This window comes from Rhodococcus sp. G-MC3, from assembly GCF_030063335.1.
In the GTDB taxonomy this organism is placed as follows: Bacteria; Actinomycetota; Actinomycetes; order Mycobacteriales; family Mycobacteriaceae; genus Rhodococcoides.
In genome coordinates this window covers 18,503-44,018 of sequence record NZ_JASISW010000025.1, presented here as the reverse complement: position 1 = coordinate 44,018, position 25,516 = coordinate 18,503, and the positions used below count along the sequence as shown (strand labels likewise).

The window sequence follows — 25,516 nt, the reverse complement described above, 5'->3', positions numbered from 1 at the left end:
TCGTCAACCGCGCGATCTCACCCGAGAACGCGACGAGTGAAATGACATCCACCGACGTCGCGGCGCCAGCTACCGCCGCAACCTGCTGTGCCACTGCATCATTGACGAGACCGTTCGGCAGAGTTGCGCTCCGCAGGGTTTTGCATTCGGCGAGAACCTGGGGGCCTCCGGCCCGGTGGATGGCGCCGTCGACTCCCCCACCGCCCAGCAACGTCGAGTTGGCTGCGTTGACGATCGCGTCGACCCTCATGGTTGTGATGTCGCCGCGCACGACGTCGATGACGGTCATGACGTACCGCCGGTTATGGCTGCGGCGATCGCTACGAGGCCCTCGCCGGTGAGGAATGGGTATCCATGCAGCATGTCGCGCCAGTTCTGGGGCACCGCAGACGCTCCCCACCGCGCACCCAGCAGACCGCCGGCGATAGCCGCAGTCGTGTCGGTGTCCCCGCCTGCCAATACACACAGTTCGAGTGCGCGGATCAGGTGCTCGGGTCCACTACCGTCGGCACGCACGATCGCCCACCATGAGGTCTGAAGCGCATGGACGACCCACCCGTTGTTGGCGAAGTCGGCGGGCTCACCCTCCTCGGCTTCGTCGAGCAACGGACGCCAGAAGTCGGCGGCGTCTGATGTCGCGAGCCAGGAACGAACGCCGTCGAAGTTTCCCTCGAGGACTGCATGACGGATCGCGAACGACCACATCTGACACGCCTCACCGGCGCGCGGGTCGGAATGTGTGAGTGCACTGACGGCTGCGGCCGCGTCGACGCATCGCTGGGGGTCGTCGAGGTACGCCAGCGCCACCGGCGCAGTACGCATCAAGGATCCGTTTCCGCCGGCTCGCCCGGTGAGCAAGGCTGCTTGTGCGGTCATCGCTGCAGCGGACGGGCTGCGGAATCCCAGAACCGCCCTGGTCTGATTTCCGATATCGGCGGGCTTCGTGTCGTACCAAGCGACGAAGTTCGCGGCGACCGAGTCGAGGCCGGCTCCGACGCCGATGTCGACCCCGCCACGGGCCGCCAGGGCCACTGCTGCTGCCATGGATGTGTCGTCGGTCCATTCACCCGGAGCCCAGTCGAACGGTCCGCCGCCGATCATGTCGACGACGGTCCCCGCCGTCGGATGGGTGAACTCGTAACCGGCGCCGAGGGCATCCCCGGCTGCCGTTCCGAGTAGAACACCCGCGGCGCGGTCCGATTGTCGAGGTGTCAGTGCCATGAGAACTCCTTAGCTCGATTCTGCGCTTACTTTAGCGCAGAATCACTCTAAGGCCAATCCGTACCTTCCCTATATCCCGTCGCGCACATGCACGACAGAAATCGGACGAAACTCGGTCCGGACAGAACCGCTGGCCCAGGACCCAGTGCGAACTAATCCAGCGTTTGACTTCCATTTGGTGATACTTCGAGTTACATTAACTCTATGTTCGCACCACGTAGGGAGAAGCGATGACAATGACGTCGGAAGGCCAGACGCGCTCGATCCACACCGACGCGGAGACCGAGCAGTACAACGAGACCTTGAAGCTTCTGTCCGAGGGCTCAGTGCACAAGCACTTCGATCCGTACGTAGACATCGACTGGGACTCCCCCGAGTTCGAGGTGTTCGAGAACGACCGTCGGTGGATCCTCCCGACGAAGACCGATCCGATGGGTGCACACGCCTGGTACCAGGCGCTTCCCGAGGAGAAGCAGATAGCGATCGGCATGTGGCGTCAGGCCAACATCGCCAAGGTCGGCCTGCAATTCGAGAACATCCTGATTCGCGGCATGATGCAGTACGTCTTCTCGCTGCCGAACGGCGATCCCGAGGCCCGCTACTGCACCCACGAGTGCGTGGAAGAGTGCAACCACACCCTGATGTTCCAGGAGATGGTGAACCGCGTCGGCGCCGACTCCCCCGGCATGAGCAGGCCGATGAAGATGATCGCGCCGTTCCTGCCCCTTTTCGCGTCACTCACCCCTGAGCTGTTCTTCGTCGGTGTTCTCGCAGGCGAGGAGCCCATCGACCACATCCAGAAGGGCGTACTGCGATCCGGTGAAGACATTCACCCGATCATGCAGGGCGTCATGGCTATTCACGTAGCCGAAGAGGCGCGCCACATCTCTTTCGCGCATCAGCTGTTGCGCCGCCGCATTCCGAAGATGTCCACGGTCGGGCGATTCTTCCTGTCACTGATGTTCCCCATCGTGATGCGCGTGCTGGCCGACGCCATCGTCGTACCGCCGAAGCAGTTCTGGCAGACGTTCGACATCCCGAAGTCCGTCAAGAAAGAGCTGTTCTGGGACAGTAAAGACGCCCAGCACACCTTGCAGGACTACTTCGGCGACGTGCGCATGCTCGCGGCCGACACCGGCATGATGAACCGCGCTGCCAAGCTCGTATGGAAAATCTGCGGAATCGACGGCAAGGCATCTCGCTTCCGCAGTGAGCCGGACCGCAGTTCCAGCCAATTCGCAGCCTGATCCTCTTCTTCACCCACAGCGCCAGTTAGCCCCACAGCAGCGCCTGCCGTCAGGAATCCGTCATGCCCCACGTCGTAACCCAATCATGTTGCAGTGACGCGTCATGCGTCTACGCATGCCCCGTCAACTGCATCCATCCGACACCGGACGAACCGGATTTCCTGACGGCAGAGATGCTGCACATCGACCCGATGTCGTGTGTCGACTGCGGCGCGTGCGTTTCGGCCTGCCCGGTCGATGCGATCGTGCCGAAGTCGAAGCTGACAGACGCCCAACTGCCATTCCTGACGATCAACGCTGATTTCTACAAGCAGGAGAGGCCGAAAAAGCCTCTACTGGCGCCAGTTGCGCCCGCACCGACGGTCACCAAGGATCGACAGCCACTGCGAGTGGCAATTGTCGGATCAGGACCGTCGGCAATGTACGCGGCAGACGAACTGCTCACGCAGCCAGGCGTTGCCGTCGATGTCTACGATCGGCTCCCCCAGCCACATGGATTGGCGCGGCTCGGGGTCGCGCCCGATCACGAGAAGACACGACAGGTATCGAGACTGTTCGATCAGATCTCGGCGCAGCCCGGTTTCGAGTTCCATCTCGGAGTCGAGATCGGCACAGACGTCACGCACGATCAGCTTCTCGAAAATCACCACGCCGTCATCTATGCCGTCGGAGCCTCGCGAGATCGTGAATTGACGATCCCCGGCGCGGATCTACCGGGTCGATCGTCGGCAACCGATTTCGTTGCTTGGTACAACGGCCATCCGGATCACTCGCACCGCCGGTACGATCTCTCCCACAAGCGTGCTGTGATCATCGGAAACGGCAACGTTGCCCTGGACGTCGCTCGCATCCTGACGATCGATCCTGACCGCCTCGTCGGCACCAATGTCCCGGCGCATGCCCTGAAAGCGCTGCGCGAGTCCAATATCGAGGAAGTTCTCGTGGTTGGACGCCGTGGCGTCGCACAATCGGCTTTCACTGTTCCCGAATTTGCAGGTCTACTGGCAACCCCCGGTGTCGACGTCTCGATTCACCGCGACGAGATCATGCTCGACACGACCACGATCAAGCTGGCCGAAACAAATGACCTCCCGCATGCAGTGGCTCAAAAACTCCAGTTGCTGCGCCGTGTCGACGACATGACAGGTGCAGACAACAAGCGAATCATGCTGCGCTACTTGCTGTCTCCGACTCGGATTCTCGGCAGCGCTGCAGTGACCGGCATCGAGTTCAGTCGTATGACGCTCGATACCGGCGCAGACGGATCGGTGCTCAGCATCGCCACCGGCGAGGTGGAGACCGTCGATACCGGACTGGTACTCACGTCGATCGGGTACCGCGGGGTCGCCCTGCCCGGTGTTCCGTTCGATGATCGCCGCGGGATCATCCCCAACGACGATGGTCGAGTTCTCGACACTCCCGGTGGCGACCTCGTGCGCGGCACCTACGTCACCGGCTGGATAAAGCGCGGGCCGTCGGGATACATCGGCACCAACAAGTCGTGCGCACAAAGCACTGTGGCTCATCTCGTCGACGACTTCAACAAGGGTTTACTACCGGATGTCGAGGTCGTTCAGGATCGGCGACGGCCGTGGCGGCTCCGCCGCATGTGAGCGAAAATACTTGTCCTGCTGTGTATTTCCACTCACATGCGCGAAGCGCTAGTCCGGAATCATGTCGAACGTATCGGGGTTCGGGCCGGTGCGGCCTTCTTCACCCCGATCGAGCGCAGTGATGGCATCGACGTCGTCGCCGCTGAGTTCGAAATCGAAGATGTCGAAGTTCGCCTTCACACGATCCGGCGTCACCGACTTCGGGAAGATGATGTCGCCGCGCTGAATGTGCCAGCGCAACACCACCTGGGCGGTGGACTTGCCTGCGGCCAACGCGATCTTCTCGATGGCGGGATCGTCCAGCACCTTGCCCTGAGCGATGGGTGACCACGCCTCGACTGCAATCGCATTGTCTCGGCTGGCGGTCCGAGCATTCTCGTTCACGAAGTACGGGTGCACTTCGATCTGATTGACCGCTGGGACCGTATCCGTTTCCTCGGCGAGCCGCTCGAGGTGAGCAGGCTGAAAGTTCGAGACGCCGATGCTGCGAGCACGCCCATCGCGAGCGAACTCCTCCAGCACCTTCCACGTGGACACGAAGTCGCCGTCGTACCGCGTGGGCAGAGGCCAATGAATCAGAAAGAGATCCACATAGTCGGTTCCGAGGTCTCGCAACGACGCTTCGAACGCCTTGTGGGCATCGCCGGGTTCGTGGAAGCCGTTGTTCAGCTTGCTGGTGACGAAGACCTCGCCGCGGTCGAGCCCGGAGTTTCGGATTCCCTCCCCGACCTGCTTCTCGTTGCCGTACATCTCGGCGGTGTCGATGTGGCGGTAGCCGATGTCGAGTGCTGTTTTCACCGCGTCAGCGGTCTTGTCGGGTTCGATCTGGAACACGCCGAAGCCCAACTGCGGGATCGTCTGGCCGTTGTTCAAAGTAATAATGGGTACAACGCTCACGAGTGTTGTCATCTCCTTCAGGTAATCGAGTACAGACCCTGGTTACCCGCCGGATCGCCGTTTACACGCTCACCAGATGTAGTGCTTGTAGAACCAGCCACCGCATCAGCAGACCCGGTACGACGGTCGTCGGCGATGGCCAGCTGCTGAAGCTTCCACACAGGGAGCTCCTCGACGAACGTGTCGGTCCCGGCTGATAAATATCAGGGCGACACCGACACCAGGCCCCTCACTGGATGTCGTCATTGCTTCGACGAGGGGGAACATGAATGTTCACGCTGTACATCAGATGATCGACATCGATACCTTGATGGCGTCCGGCATCAGGCTGGCTGCGGACCCAGCGACATCGCTCGGCGCGCTGAACCGATTCGTCGATCACGTGATCGAACTGGAATCGCGGACGTCGGGCGGCCTGGACACCAAGTGCGTCCGATACGCGGACGTAGTGCTCGCCGACGTCTTCGAACGTGGTTGGCAGCCTGCCGAACTGATTCACGTGATCAAACGGCGGCTCGACAAGCCGAACGTACCGATGATCAAGGCGTTGATGGGATCGCACTCGCGAAAAACGCGGGCGCTGTCGATTGCGCCGCACGAATGGCGCGAGCAGCTGCTCGATCTCGGAGTCGATCCGAGCACAGACCTCGTGCACTATCGGCGTTCGTTCAGAGTGGACGCCCGGACGTTCTGGACGGCCCTGTTCCGGCTGCTGGCCGAGTTCCGCTACTCGGGATCGATCGAAGAGATCGGCTTACCACCATCCCGGTGGACCGCAGCCACCTCAGTCCACTCCACCCACCATCCGGATACCAAGGTATTGAACAAGATTCGCGGACTGTTGGCAAAAGCCGAATCGACCACCTTCATCAAGGAAGCAGAATCGTTCTCGGCCAAAGCGCAGGAGTTGATGACGCGCTATGCGATCGATACCGCGGTCGTGGACTCCGCCGAGGGCTCGCCACTCGGGGCGATGGTGATGACCAGGAGGATTCTGGTCGACAACCCGTACGCCGATGCGAAGATGCAACTGATGTCCAGCGTCGCTGCAACCAACGGCGTAAAGACTGTGTGGCACAAAAAGCGCGGATTGATCTCCATTACCGGAATGCCGGTCGATCTGGACCTGTGCGAACTTCTGTACACCTCGTTGCTCGTGCAATCCGCGCGCGCCCTCGACCAGGCGGGGTCGGATCCCACATGCCGTTCCCGAGGGTTCCGACGAGCCTTCCTTCTCGGATACGCCTGGCGGATCAGAGAGCGCCTCGCCGAGGCCAGGGCGCGCGCGGATCGCGAGGCGGGGCAGACCTACGGTTCGTCGTTGGTTCCGATACTCGCAGAACGAGATAAGGCTGTGTCGTCGGTGTTCGAGGCTCTGTTTCCCGACCTACGTTCCATCAAGATATCTGTGTCGGATCGAAACGGTGTGCTCCAGGGCCGCAAGGCCGCCGAGCATGCGGACCTCAACGGCGGCCGCGCGCGGATCGACGAGTGAGGTCAGTACGCCGAGGTATTGCCCTTCGGCACAATTCCGTGGTGTAACTCGGCGACGTCGGGGTGAGCGCGCGTGCGCGATTTCCACGCGTTCTCCCCGTACGTCGCGAAGATCGGGTTGTTCGGGTCGGCTTCGACGCCGCGTGAGAGCGCGGCCAAGTCTTCGGGCAGCGCCACGACGGGGATGACCGCATCCAGCGCTGGGCTCAGAAAGAAAGGAATCGACACACGGTCGACGCCGGGCGTCGGCGCAAGAACGCGATGCCGCGTAGCACGCAAATACCCGTGAGTCGCCACTTCCAGAAGCTCGCCGATGTTGACAATGAACGCTCCTTCGACCGGAGGCACGTCGATCCACTCCCCTGGAGTGAGCGCGACCTGTAGGCCCTTCGAGTCTGGTTCGACGAGCAACAGGGTCAGGACGCCCGAATCCTTGTGGGCGCCGACGCCTTGCGGATTGGCTGCGTTACCCGGGTAACGCACTACTTTCATCAGGGTGGCCGGATGGTGCGCAAAGGCTGCGTCGAACACATCTCGGCTCGCACCGAGCGCGAGCGCCCAGTGCTGAAGCAGTCTCAGCCCAACCTCCGACAACTCGTGCTCCCACGACTCGAATGCCTGTTTCATCTCGGGGAGGGCCGACGGCCACAAGTTCGGGCCCTGGAGGTTCCAGTACCCCTCAGCGGCGTCGATGACCTCGCGCTCGGGCCCGATGTCGATCTGTTCCCTCCAGTCGACTTCACCGTTGGTGAGTTCGCCGCCGAGTCGTGAGTAGCCCCGGAAGTGTGGGCTCTTCAGTTGCGAAATCTCGTTCTTGGCATCTGCATCCAGCCCGAAGAACCGACGAGCCAAGGCAAGAACGTGATCGATGCGAACCTGCGGCACACCATGCCCGACGAGATAGAAGAACCCCGACTCGTGCCCGGCCGATAGCAACTGAGCGCGGAAGGCGTCCGGATCGGAGTCGGCAAGTGCAAGGTCGAGTACAGGAAGCATGTTCTCCAGTATCGGACCACCTGGGCACCCGCGCCACCAGTCCGAGCGGTCGAGCGAAATGGCCGAGAGTTCGTCGGGACTGGGACCTGTCGTGATAGGCAAGGCATATGCGCACAGCCATCGTGACCGCGGGAATCGTCGCACTTCTTGCTGGATGCTCGACGGCCGGGACGCCGACCGCCGCGCCGGATACCGCAGCCTCCCCGACCTCGATGGCACTACCGATCACTTCGGCGCCCAGCCCCACCACCTTCACCTCGCCGGTCGGGTATTCGTTCAGCACTGTTCGCGTTGCGGGGTCCACCGATCGCGTCACCTATGACGTCTCGATTCCCCAGATCGAGGGCCCAGACCCCGCAGTGGTCGGAGAGTTCAACGAGTCGATGCACGCCGCTTTCCAGGATCAGATCGATGGATTCGCCAACGCACGGTTCTCTCTCGCGGATGCGCGGCCAGGTCCGACGTATGCCGGGAGTTCGGTCGTGGGCGCAGTTCTCAACACGTCGTGGGACGCGAATCCCCCTGGTGCGCATCCCACGTATGTCATCGCCACCGTGACGGTGAACACCGCGACCGCTGAACCGATTACCTTGCACGATGTTTTTCCTGATCTCCAAGTCGGCCTTCAGCGGCTGTCGGAGCAATCGGCTCTGCTGTTGCCCTCGACCCCCGCCGGAACCGATTTCGAAGCGAGCGGAATCGAACCCGCCGAAAGCAACTTCGCCAACTGGGTTCCATCGTCCGCCGGCATGAACATCCGCTTCAGCGATTACCAAGTGGGCCCGCACGCAATTGGATTGATCGACGTGACGATTCCGTGGGGCGCGTTGGCCGATGTCGCCGATCCTCGTACCTTGAATGCCCTCAGTTCGTAGACAGAAGAGCACTGAGGAGAGCTTGGAACGCCCCCATATGTTCGCGTCGACATGCGCTTCCCGTTGACCCCTGACGCCGCGCGAGTATCGGCCTAACCTACAACCAAATGGTTGTAGATGAGATCGCCGACGCCGACCTCGACCGTCTGTTCCAGGCGCTCGCGGACACTACTCGGCGCGACATCGTCTCGCGTGTGCTGATCGAAGAGCATTCGGTGTCGGGACTTGCCGTTCACTACTCCATGAGTTTCGCAGCCGTGCAGAAGCACGTTGCGATTTTGGAACGCGCTTCGGTCGTGACGAAGGAGAAGCGCGGACGGGAGCAAATCGTGCGAATTCATCTGTTGGGCATACAGAGAGCACGAAAGCTCCTCGACGAATACGAAACGATCTGGCGGCAACGCGTCGACCGGATCTCCGACATTCTCGCCGAAGACCAGCCCGCCAAGAACCAGGGAGACCATACATGACTGTAATCAGCACATCCAAGAGCCCCGAGGATCTGAGCTTTGTGATCGTTGCCGAGTTCGACGCGAAAGTAGAACGTGTGTGGCAGATCTGGGAAGACCCGCGTCAGCTGGAACGCTGGTGGGGTCCGCCGACATGGCCTGCCACATTCGAACTACTCGATTTCACTCCCGGCGGTAAGGCCAACTACTACATGACGGGCCCAGACGGCGAAAAGGCACGCGGTTGGTGGCAATTCACCTCCATCGACAAGCCGACAACATTGTCGCTCGACGACGGTTTCGCAGACGACAATTGGGAGCCCGTCGACTCGATGGGGGTCACCAAGATGCAGACAACTCTCGAGGACATCGGCGGACGTACCAGGATGACGATGACGTCGACCTTCGAGAGCGCCGACCAGATGCAGAAGATGATCGAGATGGGCATGGAAGAGGGCGTGAGGCTCGCGATGGGTCAGATCGACGACATCCTTCGCTGACGTACCCGTGTGTGTGCAGTAGGTCCCCAGACCTACTGCACACACACGGCTTTCAGGACGACGCCCAGACCCCCAGCTCGTTGCCGCTCGGGTCGGTGAAGTGAAAGCGCCTGCCCCCGGGGAATCCGTACGGACCGTTGACGACGGTTCCGCCCGCTGCCGTCACCGCGGCCACGGAACCATCGAGATCGTCCGAGTACAACAGCACGAACGGCCCGCCGGCAGGCTTCGGCTCGGGAACCTGCAGAAGCCCGCCGACCTCGTTGCCGTCCGAGCCCACGATTCCGGCGTATTCCGGCCCGTAACTGTTGAACTCCCAGCCGAACGCCCCTGAGTAGAAGGCCTGCGCCGCTGCCAGATCCGTGACCGACAGCTCTATGTAGTTCAATCGATGATGCTGGTTCTTGGACATGCGCAAACCCTACTCATGTGCGCGGAAATACACAGCAGGGGACGTATTTCCGCTCTCATAGGTCTCGGCCCAACTCGCCACGGATGGCCTCGCGCGCTGGGACCATCACGATCAGGTCGGCTTCGCCACGCCCCGCGAGGGTGTACCTGGAGTTCGGTACATCGACCTGCTCGGTCCACCGCCTGGCATCGTCGAAGGATATTCCGTGACCGCGTTGGCGATCGACGAGCCGGCTCACCCTGGTTGCCTCGGCCACGTCGAGGAACCACACTTCGTCCAACGCCGGACGAACGTTCGCCCATCCGCCACCCGAGAGCAGCAGATAGTTGCCTTCGGTGATGACCAATGGCGTCTCCCGGCCGACGGGAACGGAGGATCCCACAGCTTCCTCCAGGTGTCGATCGAAGCGCGGCGCGTAGATGGTCGGAGCGTCTTGATTACGCAGCCGCCCCAACATCGTTGTATAGCCATCCACGTCGAAGGTATCCGGCGCCCCTTTGCGATCCCGCCGGCCCAACCGGATCAACTCGTCGTTCCCCAGATGAAATCCGTCCATCCCGACGACGGTGGCCGCGGAACCGAGTGCGCAGCAAGCGCGTCGCAGACGGTCGTTTTACCGGACCCGGGGGGACCAGTGATTCCCAGAAGCCTTCGTTCACCAGTGACGACGAGTCTTCGAGCCCGGACGACGAGTTCATCGATCATCTCCTCGAACCCTGTGGGCCGATACAACCTCTCCGAGCTCATGCAGTGAAGTCTGACGCACACTTCACCGGTGTGCCGGCATTCGACGGTTCCCCCAGCTTGACGACGATCACACCGATCAAGATCAGCACACCCCCACCGACCTGGACCAGCCGCGGCGCTTCACCGAGCAGCAGCCACGCGAACACCAACGCGGACAGCACCTCGGTCAGTCCGACGAACGACGCCAGCCGAGATCCGAGCCGTCTGATCGCCGCGATGCCGCAGACGTAGGCCAGTGCGGCGGTCACCACACCGAGCCCGAGGATCGAGACCCACCACGGCATCGCGACGTCGGCGAGAACGACATCGGCGGTGCTGGCACCGAACGGGACAATTCCGATCAATCCCGCCAGTAGCAACAACGTTCCGCCACACAGCAATCCGCCGGCCGCGAGGGTCAGCGGCGGGAGACCGTTGCCTTCGTCCGCCGACATGATCCAGTAGACAGCCGCGCCCGCCATCGCGCCGAGCGCCCAGAGCACTCCTACCGGATCGAGCGACGTGCCCGAGACGAGGTCGAGAACGAGAACCAGCCCGACGGCGGCCACTACCGCGCCGACGAAGGTCTTCACAGTAGGACGCTGCCCCCGCCGCAACCACATCCAGCCGATCACTGCGATCGGCGAGGTGAACTCGATCAGCAGCGCGACGCCCACGGGCATGTACCCGACGGCGTTGAAGAACGCCAGCTGACATCCCGCGACAGCGAACGCGCCGTAGGCGAGAATTGTTCCGGCGTTGGGCGCGAGCAGGTTCCATCGACCGCGCAACGCCAACATCCCTGGCACGAGCAGTACCGCGGCGGCGATGAGCACTCGCGCCGTTACTGCGGAGCCCGCGGTCCACCCTGCGTCGAGCAAGCTTTTCGCGAGCGGACCGGACAGACCGAACGCAGCAGACGACGCGACGGCGAGCCCGAACCCGGAAGCGAGTCGAGTGGGCCGCCTGGCCATCATGTCATCAGTCAACATCGTCATGAGCGATGACACTAAGCACCGCCCCTGTAAGCTGTCAACATGGTTTTTACTCATGACACGGCGGGCGCTCTCGTCGCGGCCGTGGATCTGGTGAACTCAGGCGAGGAACCGGACACACTTCTGTCGTTGGAGCAGCTCGCCGCATTCTTCGTCGAGCAGGGTTACACCGGACGGTTCGACGGGGACCAGGCAGAGCTCGACGCAGTTCGAGGCCTGCGTCCGGCTCTTCGACGTCTGCTCACCAGCGAGCGCGACGACGCCGTCGACATCGTCAATCGCATTCTGGCCGACTCCCGCGCCCTGCCGCGACTGGTCCGTCACGGCGATACCGACTGGCACCTCCATGCCGTCGAGGACGATCGGCCACTGGCCGACCGGATCGCCGTCGAAACCGCGATGGCCATGATCGACGTCATCAGGGCCGATGAGCTCTCCCGGCTCGGCGTCTGCGCCGCCGACTGCGACGGCATCGTCCTCGATCTGTCCCGCAATCGATCGCGGAAGTTCTGCAGTACTGCGTGTGGCAATCGGGAAGCGGTTGCCGCGTATCGGGTCAGGAAATCCGAACGGTAGTGCGCTTCGCGCCGGTGTGCGTTTCGTGACTCAGGGGTGTTCCTAAACGCGCACGGCTGACGACGTCGCCTTCACCCACAGCGCGAGCGAAATCAACGCAATCACTTCGGCGACGACGAGCAGGCGCTCCACGTAGCCCAGCGTCACGACGCGGTACCACGGCGTCGACGTCGTCATCCCGACGAGCAGCGCGTAGACGATCGGAAGCAGTGCTGCAACACCGAGTGCCGCAAGGACCAACGTCGTACGTGCCCGACTCCTCCAGCGTCCCTCACCGATCCACGGGATCGAGAAGGCGATGAGAGCGATCGGAATGCTGACGAACGCGAGGGTCGCGCCTAGCCGGTGCACCGCGCCTCCGAGTCCTAGAGTCGCATCGTTGCTCCAGTCTTGTTTCGGTACCACCACCACGGCCACGAGCCCCACAGTCCACAACGTCATAGCAACGGCGGCGGTCGACGACACCTTCACCAGACCGGCGCGTACGGCTGCGACCAACGTGCATGCCGAGCCGACGGCCAGCAACAGCACACCCGTCGCGAAGACCCACTGCTGTGCACCGAGTCCGTACTCACTGATGGTCCGACGCAGATGCGCAGGGTCGCTCACCGCGGTGTGGATGTCGAGGGACAGTACGACGAGTGCGCCGACGATGATCGACAGAGCACCGAATGCTGCCGGACCATTGTTGCGGGGGAAATCGAAGCTCACGCTTCCACTGTGCCCGATTCGCTGGACCCCAGCGGTGGTCGAGACCGATCAGGGACCGTAGTCGATCCCACTGACGAACCGCGTGCTCGACTCGAGATAGCGATCACGAGCAGACGAGAACTGTGCGACGGCGCGCTCACCAGGCCAGTCGACGGGGGTCATGCTCGGGGGAAGACCGGGATCGAGGTACGGGATGATGCGCCACGCGTCGAGGAGCGGCACGAATCTGACGAACGCGTCACGCGGGTCCACTGTGTGTGGGTCGGGTCCCGCGCGCGCACATGTCTCCAGAAATGCGTGATGCCGTGCCGCTATATCGCGAAGGTCCCACCACTGCGCAGCGGCTGAGCGCGCTGTTACCGGCACCTCGATCTCGGCGGTGACGAACGTGGTCACGTAACTGGTGAGATCCAGCGCGTCGACGATGGAACTTGCTTCGGCTGCAAGATACTCCGGTGCGATCCAGAGTCCGGGTGATACTGTGCCGCAACCAATTCCTGCGAGACGCCTGCGCAACTGATGCCGGGCTGCTCGATGCGTCTCGGGGATGGTGAACGAAATCAAGCGCCATTCGTCGCCGTCGTCCATCCGCCGAAATCCGAAGATTCGGCCGTCCCCGCGCGCGAACATGGCTGCGGCGGGTTCGGTGATGTCGTATCCCGCGCGGCCCTCGCGTGCTGCGGCCCGCACGATTCCCTTCTTCTTGAGTCTGGTGACGGCAATCCGGGTGCTGTCCGGCGTCACGCCGAGCGCGTCCATCCACACCACGAAGTCCGCGATTGCACACCAACCTCCCAGCGGCCGCACGTAGGCACCGAGCACGGTGCGTACGAGCGATGTCGCGCTTCCCGGGCGAGAATCGAAATCGTCGAGAATCGCGCCCGCGGTGTCAGGCGAGAAGTTCGTCACGGATTGCCAGAATACCGACACGCACTTCGTTGAACGACGTGCTCAGCGGGCTCAGGCCTAGTCGGATTCCGTGGGGGGCACGGAAGTCCGGGATGACTCCTTTGTCCCACAGTCCGGCAGTCACGGCCTTGAAGTCGGGGTGGTCGATGGTGACATGCCCGCCCCGGACCACCGAGTCCTCCGGTGAGGCAATTTCGACACCCAGCGGCACGAGTTGTTCTCGCACCAGCTCGAGTGCATATTCGGTCAGCGCTATCGACTTGTCGCGGATCGCCTGCATGCCAACCTCAGCAATCATCTCGATGGTGTCCTGCATCGCGATCATCCCGAACACCGAGGGCGTGCCGCTGACGACGCGTCGAATACCTGGCGCCGGGACGTATCCCTGTCCCATCTCGAACGGATCGGCGCGGCCCATCCATCCCCAGATCGGCTGGACGAAGTCCTCGAGGTGCTCCTGGCGAACATAAGCGAAGGCCGGCGATCCCGGTCCGCCGTTGAGGTACTTGTAGGTGCACCCCACCGCCAGATCCACGCCCCACGAATCAAGTTCGATAGGAACCGAACCCACCGAATGACTCAGATCCAGCAGTAGTAGCCCACCCGCACGGTGGGTGATATCGGCAGCCCCTGCCGCGTCGAGCAGATATCCGGAGCGGTAGGCGACGTGGCTGAGGACAACGAGGGCAGTCTCGTCGCCGACGGCGTCCTGCAGTTGTGCGCCCGTGACTCCGCTGCGGCGGTCGGATTCGATCCATCTCAAGGTCAGATTCAGCTCGCCCGCAATGCCTTCGAGGAGGTATCGGTCGGTCGGGAAGTTGTCGCGATCGAGCACGATTTCGGTGCGTCCCGGCCTCAGCGCGAGTGCACCCCGAGCCAACTTGTACAGCAGAACAGTGGTCGAGTCACCGATCGTCGTTTGTCCGGACTCGGCCCCGAGGGCCGCGGCAGCCAAAGCGTCGCCGACGGTGATGGGGAGGTCGAACCACTGCTCGTCCCAACCGCGGATCAACCGACCACCCCACGACTCGCTCATGAACGTGGTAATTCGTTCGACGCTTGCCTTCGTAGGTCTGCCCAGCGAATTGCCGTCGAGGTACGCCTCGATCGACGCGTCGTCACTACCGAGAAAGCGATCCCGATAGGCGCTCAGGCAATCGGCAGCATCCAAATCGGCTGCTCGGTTCACCGCGGTCATCAGCGTCCGATCTCGGTACGGGCAGCGAGCAACTCCGGGAAAAATGTCAATACCAGTGCCTTCTGTAAGAATCCGACGCCACTCGACCCGCCGGTTCCGCGTTTCATCCCGATCGTCCGCAGCACGGTACGCATGTGCCGGAACCTCCACAATTGAAAGTTTTCTTCCAGATCGACGAATTCCTCGAACGCCTCGTACACGGCCCAATGCTCGGCATTCTTGTCGTAGACGAACGTGATGAGCGGCATCAGGTCGGCGTTGAACGTGTATGCCTCGCTGACCGTCCGCGACAGAGCCGACTCGGGAACCTCGTAACCGCGCCTGGCCAGGCACCGCCAGAAGGCGTCGTACAGGCTCGGTTCATGGAGAAGTGTCGACAGCAGTTCGTGTGCGGCAGGGTCGGATTCGAAGACCGCAAGCATGGCGGCATTCTTGTTGCCGAGAACGAACTCCACAGCGCGATACTGATACGACTGGAATCCCGACGAGTTCCCGAGGAAGCCGCGGAACTGGGAGTACTCGGTGGGCGTGAGTGTCGCGAGTACCGACCATTGCTCGGTGAGTGTCTTCTGGATGTGCTTGACGCGAGCCACGCACTTGAGTGCGGTGCCGATGTCGTCGGCATCGAATGCGGCTCGTGCAGCCAGGGTTTCGTGCAGCACCAACTTGAGCCACAGTTCTGTCGTCTGGTGCGCGATGATGAACAAAAGTTCGTCGTGATGCTCCGGGGAACTGACCGGTTTCTGCGCACTCAGCAGCGTGTCGAGGTCCAAGTAGGACGCGTAGCTCATCCGCGTACTGAAATCGGTGACGACATCTTTCTCGATTGCCCGAGTGTTTGCTTCGACGCTCATGAGGTGTCCTCGACATGGTGGGCTGATGTGATCATGGTATTACATATCTGTGACGCACGCCAGAGAAGTGCAATCGCTGGGCAGTGGCAGCAAGGGGTAGTGGCCAGTACCGTCGTGCTGTGGACGCGCCATCGACCCGAATCACCATTGTCGTGAACCCCTCGACCGTCCGCGACCGCCGCACTGCCGAAGATCTGGTCGATCGGGCATCGGCACGGCGCAACCTGACCGCTGATGTTTTCTGGTCCGACACTGTCCCCGACGGACACTTCGACGGCGAAATCATCGTGGTGCCGGCCGGCCCGTTCGATGCATCCGAGCTGAAGCATGGCGTCGTCAGAGTCGATTTCGGGCAATGTCCTGCCGACCGTAGCGATGGCGTCCACGTTCATATTCGCGGCCGCGGTCTCGAAGGTCTCCGCTTTGCCATCGAAAGCCTTTATCACCGGCGTTTTCACCCGGCTACCGAGATTCACTACGGCGAGCACCCGGAGCAACGCATCGAGGTGCGACTACCCGATGGGAACGACCACTGCCCCACGGCCGTTCTCGTGCACGGCGGCTACTGGCGCTCGCGTTGGGCACTCGACCTCATGGACGCACTCGCCGTCGATTTGACTGCACGCGGATACGCGACGTGGAATGTCGAGTACCGCCGGCCGGACGAGCATGACTGGGCTGCAACCACGTCCGATATCGCCTCCGCCATGACAGTTGTGCAGAATGCGCCGCAAACACTCGACTCCGACCGCGTCGTCATGTTCGGTCACTCGGCAGGCGGGCAATTGGTGACCCGTCTCGCGGCCGACGCGCCTGAGATGGCGTCGGTCACTGTCAGTCTGGCTGGAGTGCTCGATCTTCGCCTCGCGGACGAGCGGTGGTTGAGCGAAGGTGCTGTCGCGAGCGCGCTGGGCGGGCGCGCCGACAATCTCGCGGATCTGTACGACCGGTCATCGCCGATAGAGCGTGTTCCGAATGCAGGATCCACGATCGTGGTGTGTGCCGTCGACGATGACCCGAACCTTCTCGAGATGACCCGCGCCTACGCCGCTGCAGACAGCAGTGTGACGCTCGTGGAAGGTCCCGGCGGACACTTCCACGTCGTCGATCCGACGAGCGAGATCTGGGCGAGAGTCATGACCGAGGTCGATGTGCGTATGCGTCCCCGCTAGCTACGCCATTTGAACGCCCGCAATTTCTTCGACGCCACCCTTGCCGTCGAAGGACAGCTGCCGGAACGCGACCTTCTCGACGAAGAACCTGTCATGGCTGACCAGGATCACCGCGCCAGGGAACGCCATGAGCGCACGCTCGAGAACCTGCGTGCTCTGGAGGTCGAGGTGGTTGGTCGGCTCGTCGAGAACGATGACACCCGCACCGAACAGCAGGCACTGTGCAAGCGCCACACGGGCTTTCTGACCACCGGACATCACGCCGATCTTCGTCTTGAGATCCATCTCGGAGAACTGCAGCAGCGTCAGGAAGCGGTTGACTTCCTTCTTCGTCGCTGTGAGAGCAAGACTGTCGGGCATCGCGTTGACCGAGTGCGTGACGGTGTCGTCCGGGTCCAGGTCTGCGAGGACCTGGTTGTAGTAGATGAACGACGGCGCCTTCGTCTTCCACTTGATCTTTCCGTGGTCCGGTTGTTCGGAACCGGTGAGGATGTCGACGAGGGTGGTCTTGCCGCAGCCGTTCGGACCGGTAATGGCGATGCGATCACCGCGGTGGACCGTGAACGAAATATTGTCGAACAGCTGTTGATCGCCATAACTTTTCGAGATCCCAGAGATCTCGGCAAGGTTGTCGTGGACGTGCAGTCCGCCGTAGATCGCGGTGACGACGGTGTCGACCGGGCGAGGGTTCTTGCTCTTCTTGATGTTCGCGAGGCGGCGCTTGAGCACACCGCTCGGATTCTTGACGGATTCCTTGCGGTCGCTGATGGCTTCCTGCTCGTAGGCGAGCAGCTGTTGCTCGTTGCTGAACTCGCGTTCGAGGTTCTTGAGCCGAAACTGTTTCTGCGTAACGTAATCCGAGTAGCTACCGTCGTAGGTTTGCAGGTGATGGTTCTCGATCTCGACGATGCCGGTGACGACCTGCTCGAGGAAATGCCGATCGTGCGAGACGACGAGCAGAGCGCCGCGGAAGTCGCGTAGCCACCGTTCGAGCCAGGCGATGCCGGCGACGTCGAGGAAGTTGGTGGGCTCGTCGAGCAGCAGTACGTCAGGCGATTCGATGAGAATCTTGGCGAGCGCTGCGCGGTTTCGCCAGCCACCGGAGAGGCGGTCCACCGGCAGCTCGCGGCGCTCGTCGTTGAATCCGAGCATCGAGAGCACAGTGTCGATGCGTTGGTGATAGGTCCAGCCGCCGCTGTTCTCCATGGCGTCGAGCAGTTCCGCTTGGCGATCGACGAGCTTGTACATCTGCTTCTCGTCGAGATCGCCGCCGAGAGCCGCTTCGACCTCGGCGAGCTCCTTCTCGATCGCATGGACCTCGGAAAAGAGCGATTCGAGTTCAGTCTGGATGCTGCGGTCGCCGTCGAGTTCGGAGAATTGCGAGAAGTAGCCGATGCGCGCACCCTCGGTGACGTCGACAGTTCCGGTGTCCGGGGTCTCGCGGCCTAGCAGTAGTTGCAGGAGGGTGGTCTTTCCGGTGCCGTTGCGGCCGATGAGGCCAACGCGATCGCCGTCGGCGAGGCGGAAGAACACCTCGCGGAGCATCACCTTCCCGTCGTAACCCTTGGCGACGTCGTTCAGGCGGATCCAACTCAAGTGAAACAGCTCCCGGGATTGCAGGCGGTACCTGGTCGAACCGCCTGCCCACTATATGCGGCTCCGCCGCCGGTGCGCGTTTGGTGACAGCCGGACGTAACCAACCACTCACGGGTTGCAGGGCTACCGCTACTATGACGCTTAGCATAATTACGAATTTCGACAATCGGGAGAACCATGACCAGCACACCGCACCCCTTCGACGATGCCCTGACGCTGGCCGACGACGGCGATGGCGTTTTCCACGGTCGGACATCTCCCGCGTACAACAACATGGTCGGCCCGTTCGGTGGGCTGACGGCGGCAACGTTCATCAAGGCGATCCAGGACCATCCCGACCGCCTCGGTGACCCGATATCTCTCACCATCAACTTCGCGGGCCCGGTAGCCGAGGGCGACTTCGAGGTCGTCGCTCGCGCAGTCCGGACCAACCGCAGTAACCAGCACTGGTATCTCGAGCTTCGCCAGAACGATGTGGTTGCGACCACTGCGACCGCGGTCTTCGGAACCCGTCGGGAAACCTGGGACGACGACGAAGCCACTCCCCCGTCGCTGCCCGCCCCCTCCGAACTCGACACGACAGGCTTCCCGGACTTCATTGCCTGGGCCCGCAACTACGAGATGCGTTTCGCTGCCGGTCAATTGCGCGAAGAAAAGTCCGAAAACTCGACGATCTCACTGTGGGTGCGGGACACGCCGTCACGCCCGCTCGATTTCACGTCGCTGACGTCGATGGCGGACATCTTCTACCCGCGCATCTTCCAACGTCTTGGATCCTACGTTCCTGCCGGGACGATCTCGCTGACGATCCACTACTTCGCCACACCCGAGGATCTCAAAACTCAGGCCGATTCCTACGTCTTGGCCCACGCTCAAGCACGGCGCTTCCATAAGGGCTACTTCGACCAGTCCGCGGAACTCTGGAGCAGCGACGAGAAACTCCTCGCCACCAGCCACCAGGTTGTGTATTACAAGGGCTGACCAGCGTGAGCGAGTAAAGCGGAGGTTATCGGATGAGGCTGTGGGCGGCGAAGGTCCGTCCCCAGTCCGGGTTAACATCTGCACTCCCGATCGACCACGTCAATGCGCCGATGAGCGTGAGGAAGTCCAATGTAGGTCTGGCGGTGTACTGCATGAGGCCTGTCTCGCGCACGGGGACGCTCCAGCCGGCCAACTCCATCGACTCCATCATCATCGAATTACGCTCGATCGGATCGGATCCGGCGGCGACCGATACCAGCAGCAGTAGCCCGGCATCAGCCTCGAACTCTTGATTCGACAACGGCATACGAGAGGTAGCTCGCTTCCACAGACCTACTGGATCGTCGACGAGATTCTTGCCGTCACGGGTCAGAAGGAGCTTCCCTTTCAGGATTCTGACGAGACCGAGTGCTTTGGCTGACCATCGAAGCCAGTGCACTGGCTGGTTGTCGACCTCTCGCGACGAGTTGCCGATCCATTCGCGTCCCCAGTTCAGTTCGTCGCGAATGGCGGTCACATCTTTTGGCGAAAGGTAGCCGGCAGCAGTCAATGTCAGGCCCTCCGCGCCTACACGAGCCAAGAACCACGACAACTTTTCCATCGCCACCGTCGCGACCGTGGGATCGATTGCTTCACTGTTGAATTCAACGGAACCGAGCATCATTGCCAATTTCCGGTGATACTCGAGCGGCGCACGAGAGAAGAGCGGACTCAGCTTCGGCCACTGCGCAGTGACGCGCACGGACAGTTCGATTCCGCCTCTCCGAGCGTCGATTCGCGCGTTTGCATCCGAAAGGTCGAACTTCTCGGCATCGAACGGTCCAAGCCACTCACGGTATTGTTGGTACTCGCAGTGGTGCGGATCCGAAATTGCTTTCAGTAGCTCCGCATACCCGTGTGGTCCACCGCAATCCTCGGGCGGACAGGCTCGTTCTCCTCCGGTGCATGCACTCTCGGGCACGTCACCACCGATCGACTGCACCTCCACCCGATGGCTCCAGCCGTCGCCGAAGTCGTACTCATAGCCAAGACTGTCACCGACGGCAGTGAGTAGGTCTCCGACGGCAACGCCGTCCTCGACGATCCCGGATCCATCGTCGTCTTCTTCGAGGGACTCGCGCATCTCGTAGCGCTGCCCCTCACCATAGGGGTCCTTGCCGGTGAAAAACATGTGCAGATGACGGTTCTGCCAGCCCATCGCGTCTTGTATCAGCGCGTGCAGATCGGGCAACATCAGATCGGATCTGATGTCGAGTTGCCTCCACACCAGCGGTCGGACCGCATCCAGAGTGACCCTGATGGTCATCGATTCGCCGACGCGAGCGTGCGCAGCCTTACTGGGTGTGGCCGTCATCTTTGACAGAGTAGTCAGCCTTGTCATCGTTGCCGGCGTGGCCCGATCCAATTACTCGACATTGAGATAATCAGAGGCGGACCGATCGATCCGGTTCACCACGGAACCGCGACACCGCACCGTCGATCCGAAGCCGCTTCCACAGATAGGTCGACGACCGGTTCATCATGCCCAGTTCCGTTGCAAGCATGCGCACGTCACCGAAGTACGACGCCAGCTGCTCGCGCCCGACCGCTCCGTCCCAGTACGCTTCCTTCACGATCTCGCGTGGGATCCCCAAGTCTGCGGACAACTTCCGCGACGGCGCCATGATCACCCCGGCAAGCCAGCGCATCACCATCGGCGTCGACACCGACACGAGCCACTTGCTCACACGGCCAAGATTCGGGTAATGCTGACGCAGGAAGTGGTGCGCGAACGAAATGTGCCGTGCTTCCTCGGCGATGTGGATCTCCATCGTCCGTAGCATCGCGGGCGGAACATCTTTTCCCTGGCGGATGACTTCCTTCTGCCAATGGTCGATCGGCTCCTCACCTGCGAGGATACCGACGAAGAAGATGACGGGAAGCGACGCGCCCAGCATCCCCATCACCGGTGACGCGAGCCGGAAATCTTTGCGCATGCCAGGAACGTCGGCACCTGATCGGTTCACCAACTCCTGGAACATCTGGATGTGGTTGCACTCCTCGGTGATCTCGTGGAGGCAGTAGCGAAACTCGAGCGAGTTGTTGGGCATCGCCATGATGAACTGCATCATCCCGCGAATCAGGATGCTCTCGAACGCTGCACCAACCTTGACCGCATTGATCGAAAGGTGGTGCCCCACCTTGATTTTTCGCTCCAACGGCAAGCTTTGGTACCAGTCTGTACCGCCGAGCGGGTGATAGTCGGGAAGCACCCAGCGGGGATCGTCGGGGAACATCTGAAATTCTTCGCTGTCCCAGTCGATGTCGAGGTAAGGGTCGAAGTTTCGGGCCACCGAGCCTTCGGACAAGACGCTGAGCATCTCGCGATAGGCCTCGACCGGCAGCCGGGTATCGGCTGACCGCGGCCGTTTTCCGCGCGTAACTGTAACCATGTGTTCCTCACCTCTTCCGATCCGCGGGACTCACCGTGGTCAACGGTGCACACCCACAAAAACAAGCGACGTTGCTGGTAATTCAAGTTACACACAATTCGCGGGCTTGGGAAGTACACACAGAACCATGAAGCCCGGTTGCAGCAAACAGTCGCTGCAACCGGGCAAAGAGCGACTGCGGCTATCCGGTGACCCCGGTGAGCTCGTTCGGAGTGTGGTCGAGTTCGCCAGTGGCCGAGATGGTTCCTGTCGCCAGATCCACGGCGTGGATTGCATCCTTGGCCGGGTCGGACACGTAGGCGGTACCGTCCTGCACGAACAGCGCCGGACGCGGCTCCTGCCATTCGACGGACTCTTCCCAGGCGTCGACGACGGAGATCGTCTTGGTGACTGCCTTGGTGTTCACGTCGATCACATGCAACGCACCGTCAGTACCGAGCACGATCGCTTCACCTGCAGGTCCGCGGCCGAGTGAACGGAATGTGTAGCTGGTTCCGAGGTCGACGAGCGAAAGCTGGTTAGTGGCAGTGTCGATGAGCGAGACCCGCGTGGGACGCTCGAGCTCGGCATCCGGGTCGACCTTGTAGTCGCCGAGGAGGATGGTCGAGTCCTCGTCGCCTGCCTGATTTCCAATGCGTCCGTATGCATCCGGGCTCTGAACCTTGGTGATCGCGCCGTCGCGGTAGATCAGCACGCCGTCTTCACACCCCACGACAACGGTCTCGTTTGCCGCTACCGCTTCACCGTGGACGCCGGGGCACTGCTCGTTGCGTGCGATTTCCTTGCGATCCTCGTCGAGTACGACGACGCCGGTGCGCTCGTCTTCGTTGCCGACGGTGGTCAGTAGGGAGCCGTTGGAGAGTTCCACTGCGACGCCGTGGTGGGCCTCGGGTGTGGTGTAGTCCACCGTTTCGGGCTTTCTGCCATCGAGCAGTGCCGCAGATTCGAACGTCTGGACCAGGCCGGTGCCGTCGTCGAACAACACCGTCTTGCCGTCGTGGCGCACAACGTGCCCCGGCGCGGTGGCGCCGAACTTCACATCCGTCAACGCGGGCGTGCTGGTGTAGAACTGCGAGCCTTCGGTCCAGGTTCCGACGTCGAGCGCGGAGAACGCTGCCGAGCCGCTGACAAGTACGTGCCGGCCATCGCCTGCCGGGTTCAGCCGCGTGAAGCCGTCGATTCCAGTGACGTCGTCGACGGTCTCGAGGGTAGCGGCATCAAGGATGACGACGCCACCGTCATAGCTGACGGCGAGCCTCGGGGTGGCCGTCGAATTGATCTGAGCAGGTGAGGTTTCGGTGGTTGCGTCTGCTGACGATTCGGACGAGCAAGCAGCCAGAAGGGCAACCGAAGTGCCCAACGCAACAGCGGCGCCGAACTTTCGATACGAGCGAGTGGTGTTCATACCCAAAGAAGTACAGGGACCAGTAAACGCCTGTCAAAGCCTCTTGTGCGCACAAATGCATGTCTCACAACGCATTTGCGCTTCGCGCCCGTGAGTGCTTTGTAACACCACAGGGGCACTTTGCACTCACGGGTACGGACTACAGGCCAGCCGAAATCGCCTCACTGTTGAAATCCATCATGTCCAGATACGTCGACGCCCCGGAATCCTCGCCACCCAGAGACTCGGTGAACAGCTTCACCACATCCACCGGAACACCAGCTTCCGACGCCATGACCTGCGCCAATCGGTCGGGTTGCGAAGAGTCGACGAAGATTGCGCGCACGCCCGCGTCGGTGACGGCGGAGGCCAACTCCGACAGGTCGGACGCACTCGGCGATGCCAGCGTCGTGCCGCTCGGGATGACTGCGCCGATCACCGCGAAACCGTACCGATCGGCCAAGTAACCGAAGACGTGATGGTTGGTGACGAGCTTGCGTTGACTTGGAGCAATCGCCGAAAACCGCTCCGCCATGCGCTCATCCAGATCGATCAATTTCGCGTCGTAGTCTGCGGCATCCGCATCGACGTTCACGTCGTCGATAGTGTTCACCGCATCCCGAATCAGCGCGACCACGCTACGCATCCGCTCGGGGTCGGTCCAGATGTGCGGATCTGCTGCCCCTGCAGACTGCCCGGAAACATACTGGATGGGATTGGCGACCGAACCCGCCTCGACGATCTCGATCCCCTCGGATCGGGCGGCATCGATGGTCTCGGCGACGCCTTCCTCCAACCCGAGCCCGTTGGAGATCAGCAGGTCTGCCGATTCCACACGAGCTGCCTCGGATGCAGAAATATCGAACGAATGCGGATCCGAGTCGACCGGCATCAACACCATCACCTCGGCCTGATCGCCGACGATGTTCGACGTGATATCACCCAAGATGTTGGTGGTCACCACGATCGTCGGCTTGCCCGACGAGTCCGCGGCGGAACATCCGGCGAGAATCGCCAACAACGGAAGTGCCAGGAGCACAATTTTCTTCACGCTCCCACCACGCCGATCGAACCGGGGGCGAAGTCGAGGTCGAGCGTCCGCGCGATGCGTCCGCCGTCGGAAAAGTCGATTTCTACTACTGTCCTGGCCGTCGAATCGGCGACGTAGGCCCGGGTGCCGGCGACCTCGATGCTGGACCCCGCCCCCACCGGGGTCGACGACAGCTGCGCACCCGTCGCCGCGTCGAACGTTCGGAAGGTTCCGTCGGCCTGGAGCGAGAACGCAGTTTTGCCGTCGCTCGAAATACCCGACGACACAGCCGCATCCGATGTCTTCGCCTCCACCCACTCCCCTGACCTGGTGTCGAGCACCAGGATGCCGGTAGCGGTCGGAGCCGTGACGAGTGTGCCTGAGCCTTGATCGAGCGACAGGGCGCGGGTCACCGGGTACGGGAACTTCGCGGTCGTGAAGTCGGTGCCGTCGACCTTCAGCGCTCCATCCGCGCACGCAACGAGGAAGTAGCTGGAGAACACTGCCTTGCCTTGCACCTCGGGGCAGGACCCGTCGAGTGTCCGGACGGATTCGCCTTCGCTGTCGAGAAGTTCGAGTGTGTCTCCCACAGCGACGAACTGATCCTTGATGGGGACTACAGCACCTTCGCGGTCGATCGTCGTTGCGATGTCGGCATTTCCGGCACTCAGGGAATCGAAGTCGACGATGTCCGTGCGTCCATCGAAGGGCACGGCGACCTTACGATCGCCCGCGGTGACTTGCGCGGGCCCGTCCCCTTCGAGGGTGCCGATGGCGACAGGTTCCTTGACGTAGGAATGCGAGTGGTCGCCGTGATCGATCGACCATGACCCCGGGTCGAGGATGTGCGCATGCTGATCATCGGCAGCGACGATATAGCGTCCGTTGACAGTGGTCAGGCTGGTCGGATTGTCGAGCTCGAACGTCCCGACGGTGCCCTCGGTCGCAAGGTCGATGACCTCGATGCGACCGGAGTCGGCGTCGGCGACCACGAGGCGGGGATGCGGACCTTCCACTTCGGTCGAGCCTGCCTCCGCGGCAAGGTCGCTGCCGGGGCGTGCTGCCCCGGCCTCCGGTTCGGCCGATTGTTCACTGCTACAGCCAGCGACCGTCAGCGCGACCATGCCGGCAGCGAGAATCCATGTACGCACGAGAAAGAGCTCCCCAATCAGGAATGATAACGATTGTCGTTATAGTAAACAGTGTTAAAAGTTCGCCCCAACCCGGGTGACCGAATGCGTCATTCGG

Annotated in this window: 26 protein-coding genes and 1 pseudogene; 9 read left to right on the top strand and 18 right to left on the bottom strand. The window is 61.9% G+C overall.

What is annotated here, in order from left to right:
• Positions 1 to 31 precede the first annotated feature (31 nt).
• Together QMK17_RS22410 and QMK17_RS22405 are read right to left on the bottom strand one after the other, a co-directional pair.
• Positions 32 to 289, bottom strand: a pseudogene (locus tag QMK17_RS22410) (macro domain-containing protein); the annotation flags it as partial.
• Positions 286 to 1,221 (bottom strand): ADP-ribosylglycohydrolase family protein, encoded by a 936-nt coding sequence (locus tag QMK17_RS22405; RefSeq protein WP_283511513.1) that lies wholly within the window; start codon positions 1,219 to 1,221, stop codon positions 286 to 288. The pseudogene QMK17_RS22410 and the gene QMK17_RS22405, both read right to left, overlap by 4 nt.
• Before the next feature lie 230 nt (positions 1,222 to 1,451).
• Between QMK17_RS22405 and QMK17_RS22400 the strand changes: the two genes are divergently transcribed.
• Together QMK17_RS22400 and QMK17_RS22395 are read left to right on the top strand one after the other, a co-directional pair.
• A complete protein-coding gene (locus QMK17_RS22400; RefSeq protein WP_283511512.1) occupies positions 1,452 to 2,468 on the top strand; it encodes an AurF N-oxygenase family protein in 1,017 nt (338 codons plus the stop codon).
• Between the two features lie 62 nt (positions 2,469 to 2,530).
• Positions 2,531 to 4,081: an FAD-dependent oxidoreductase gene (locus QMK17_RS22395; protein WP_283511511.1), complete on the top strand. Its 1,551-nt coding sequence runs from the start codon at positions 2,531 to 2,533 to the stop codon at positions 4,079 to 4,081.
• Positions 4,082 to 4,129: 48 nt separating this feature from the next.
• Here QMK17_RS22395 and QMK17_RS22390 read toward each other — a convergent pair whose 3' ends face one another.
• Positions 4,130 to 4,978: an aldo/keto reductase gene (locus tag QMK17_RS22390; protein WP_283511510.1), complete on the bottom strand. Its 849-nt coding sequence runs from the start codon at positions 4,976 to 4,978 to the stop codon at positions 4,130 to 4,132.
• A gap of 265 nt (positions 4,979 to 5,243) precedes the next feature.
• On the opposite strand from QMK17_RS22390, the gene QMK17_RS22385 reads away from it, so the two are divergent.
• Complete coding sequence (locus tag QMK17_RS22385) at positions 5,244 to 6,473, top strand: DUF2786 domain-containing protein (protein ID WP_283511509.1); 1,230 nt, start codon at positions 5,244 to 5,246, stop codon at positions 6,471 to 6,473.
• Positions 6,474 to 6,475: 2 nt separating this feature from the next.
• On the opposite strand, the gene QMK17_RS22380 is transcribed toward QMK17_RS22385, so the two are convergent.
• Positions 6,476 to 7,468, bottom strand: coding sequence for an isopenicillin N synthase family dioxygenase (locus QMK17_RS22380; RefSeq protein WP_283511542.1), 993 nt, complete (start codon positions 7,466 to 7,468; stop codon positions 6,476 to 6,478).
• 107 nt (positions 7,469 to 7,575) lie between these two features.
• Between QMK17_RS22380 and QMK17_RS22375 the strand changes: the two genes are divergently transcribed.
• From QMK17_RS22375 to QMK17_RS22365, 3 genes are all read left to right on the top strand, one after another.
• Entirely contained in the window at positions 7,576 to 8,343 is a 768-nt protein-coding gene (locus tag QMK17_RS22375) for an RsiV family protein (RefSeq protein WP_283511508.1), read from the top strand.
• A 107-nt stretch (positions 8,344 to 8,450) separates the two neighbouring features.
• Positions 8,451 to 8,813 (top strand): ArsR/SmtB family transcription factor, encoded by a 363-nt coding sequence (locus QMK17_RS22370; protein WP_283511507.1) that lies wholly within the window; start codon positions 8,451 to 8,453, stop codon positions 8,811 to 8,813.
• Entirely contained in the window at positions 8,810 to 9,292 is a 483-nt protein-coding gene (locus tag QMK17_RS22365; RefSeq protein WP_283511506.1) for an SRPBCC family protein, read from the top strand. Before QMK17_RS22370 ends, QMK17_RS22365 begins: the two co-directional genes overlap by 4 nt.
• A gap of 52 nt (positions 9,293 to 9,344) precedes the next feature.
• Here QMK17_RS22365 and QMK17_RS22360 read toward each other — a convergent pair whose 3' ends face one another.
• Genes QMK17_RS22360 through QMK17_RS22345 form a run of 4 tightly spaced genes read right to left on the bottom strand, consistent with a single transcriptional unit; the run spans position 9,345 to position 11,428 of the window.
• Positions 9,345 to 9,704, bottom strand: coding sequence for a VOC family protein (locus tag QMK17_RS22360; RefSeq protein ID WP_283511505.1), 360 nt, complete (start codon positions 9,702 to 9,704; stop codon positions 9,345 to 9,347).
• A gap of 55 nt (positions 9,705 to 9,759) precedes the next feature.
• The gene (locus tag QMK17_RS22355; protein ID WP_283511504.1) at positions 9,760 to 10,260 is read right to left on the bottom strand and encodes a nucleoside/nucleotide kinase family protein; all 501 of its coding nucleotides are present in this window, start codon (positions 10,258 to 10,260) and stop codon (positions 9,760 to 9,762) included.
• Positions 10,227 to 10,451, bottom strand: coding sequence for a hypothetical protein (locus QMK17_RS22350; protein WP_283511503.1), 225 nt, complete (start codon positions 10,449 to 10,451; stop codon positions 10,227 to 10,229). The genes QMK17_RS22355 and QMK17_RS22350 overlap by 34 nt, the downstream gene beginning before the upstream one ends.
• Positions 10,448 to 11,428 (bottom strand): EamA family transporter, encoded by a 981-nt coding sequence (locus QMK17_RS22345; protein ID WP_283511502.1) that lies wholly within the window; start codon positions 11,426 to 11,428, stop codon positions 10,448 to 10,450. Before QMK17_RS22345 ends, QMK17_RS22350 begins: the two co-directional genes overlap by 4 nt.
• Before the next feature lie 39 nt (positions 11,429 to 11,467).
• On the opposite strand from QMK17_RS22345, the gene QMK17_RS22340 reads away from it, so the two are divergent.
• Positions 11,468 to 12,001, top strand: a complete 534-nt coding sequence (locus QMK17_RS22340; protein ID WP_283511501.1) for a CGNR zinc finger domain-containing protein — start codon at positions 11,468 to 11,470, stop codon at positions 11,999 to 12,001.
• A 42-nt stretch (positions 12,002 to 12,043) separates the two neighbouring features.
• On the opposite strand, the gene QMK17_RS22335 is transcribed toward QMK17_RS22340, so the two are convergent.
• Genes QMK17_RS22335 through QMK17_RS22320 form a run of 4 tightly spaced genes read right to left on the bottom strand, consistent with a single transcriptional unit; the run spans position 12,044 to position 15,673 of the window.
• Positions 12,044 to 12,712: a DUF998 domain-containing protein gene (locus tag QMK17_RS22335; protein WP_283511500.1), complete on the bottom strand. Its 669-nt coding sequence runs from the start codon at positions 12,710 to 12,712 to the stop codon at positions 12,044 to 12,046.
• Positions 12,713 to 12,760: 48 nt separating this feature from the next.
• Complete coding sequence (locus tag QMK17_RS22330) at positions 12,761 to 13,621, bottom strand: PaaX family transcriptional regulator (RefSeq protein WP_283511499.1); 861 nt, start codon at positions 13,619 to 13,621, stop codon at positions 12,761 to 12,763.
• Positions 13,602 to 14,819 carry a kynureninase gene (locus QMK17_RS22325; RefSeq protein WP_283511498.1) on the bottom strand — a complete coding sequence of 406 codons (1,218 nt, stop codon included), beginning with the start codon at positions 14,817 to 14,819 and terminating at the stop codon, positions 13,602 to 13,604. The genes QMK17_RS22330 and QMK17_RS22325 overlap by 20 nt, the downstream gene beginning before the upstream one ends.
• Entirely contained in the window at positions 14,819 to 15,673 is an 855-nt protein-coding gene (locus QMK17_RS22320) for a tryptophan 2,3-dioxygenase (protein ID WP_283511497.1), read from the bottom strand. Before QMK17_RS22320 ends, QMK17_RS22325 begins: the two co-directional genes overlap by 1 nt.
• A gap of 119 nt (positions 15,674 to 15,792) precedes the next feature.
• Here QMK17_RS22320 and QMK17_RS22315 point away from each other — a divergent pair, with 119 nt between their 5' ends.
• Positions 15,793 to 16,845, top strand: coding sequence for an alpha/beta hydrolase family protein (locus QMK17_RS22315; protein ID WP_283511496.1), 1,053 nt, complete (start codon positions 15,793 to 15,795; stop codon positions 16,843 to 16,845).
• On the opposite strand, the gene QMK17_RS22310 is transcribed toward QMK17_RS22315, so the two are convergent.
• Complete coding sequence (locus QMK17_RS22310) at positions 16,846 to 18,441, bottom strand: ABC-F family ATP-binding cassette domain-containing protein (RefSeq protein WP_283511495.1); 1,596 nt, start codon at positions 18,439 to 18,441, stop codon at positions 16,846 to 16,848. It lies immediately after the preceding gene.
• A gap of 177 nt (positions 18,442 to 18,618) precedes the next feature.
• Between QMK17_RS22310 and QMK17_RS22305 the strand changes: the two genes are divergently transcribed.
• On the top strand, positions 18,619 to 19,422 hold the full coding sequence (locus QMK17_RS22305; protein WP_283511494.1) for an acyl-CoA thioesterase: 804 nt from the start codon (positions 18,619 to 18,621) through the stop codon (positions 19,420 to 19,422).
• Positions 19,423 to 19,447: 25 nt separating this feature from the next.
• Here the strand turns inward: QMK17_RS22305 and QMK17_RS22300 are convergent, their stop codons facing one another.
• From QMK17_RS22300 to QMK17_RS22280, 5 genes are all read right to left on the bottom strand, one after another.
• Positions 19,448 to 20,776: a plasmid pRiA4b ORF-3 family protein gene (locus tag QMK17_RS22300; protein ID WP_283511493.1), complete on the bottom strand. Its 1,329-nt coding sequence runs from the start codon at positions 20,774 to 20,776 to the stop codon at positions 19,448 to 19,450.
• A gap of 70 nt (positions 20,777 to 20,846) precedes the next feature.
• Positions 20,847 to 21,854, bottom strand: a complete 1,008-nt coding sequence (locus QMK17_RS22295; RefSeq protein WP_283511492.1) for an AurF N-oxygenase family protein — start codon at positions 21,852 to 21,854, stop codon at positions 20,847 to 20,849.
• A 181-nt stretch (positions 21,855 to 22,035) separates the two neighbouring features.
• Complete coding sequence (gene aztD, locus QMK17_RS22290; RefSeq protein ID WP_283511491.1) at positions 22,036 to 23,259, bottom strand: zinc metallochaperone AztD; 1,224 nt, start codon at positions 23,257 to 23,259, stop codon at positions 22,036 to 22,038.
• Between the two features lie 139 nt (positions 23,260 to 23,398).
• Positions 23,399 to 24,289: a metal ABC transporter substrate-binding protein gene (locus QMK17_RS22285; protein WP_283511490.1), complete on the bottom strand. Its 891-nt coding sequence runs from the start codon at positions 24,287 to 24,289 to the stop codon at positions 23,399 to 23,401.
• Complete coding sequence (locus QMK17_RS22280; RefSeq protein WP_283511489.1) at positions 24,286 to 25,419, bottom strand: hypothetical protein; 1,134 nt, start codon at positions 25,417 to 25,419, stop codon at positions 24,286 to 24,288. The genes QMK17_RS22285 and QMK17_RS22280 overlap by 4 nt, the downstream gene beginning before the upstream one ends.
• Between the last annotated feature and the right edge of the window lie 97 nt (positions 25,420 to 25,516).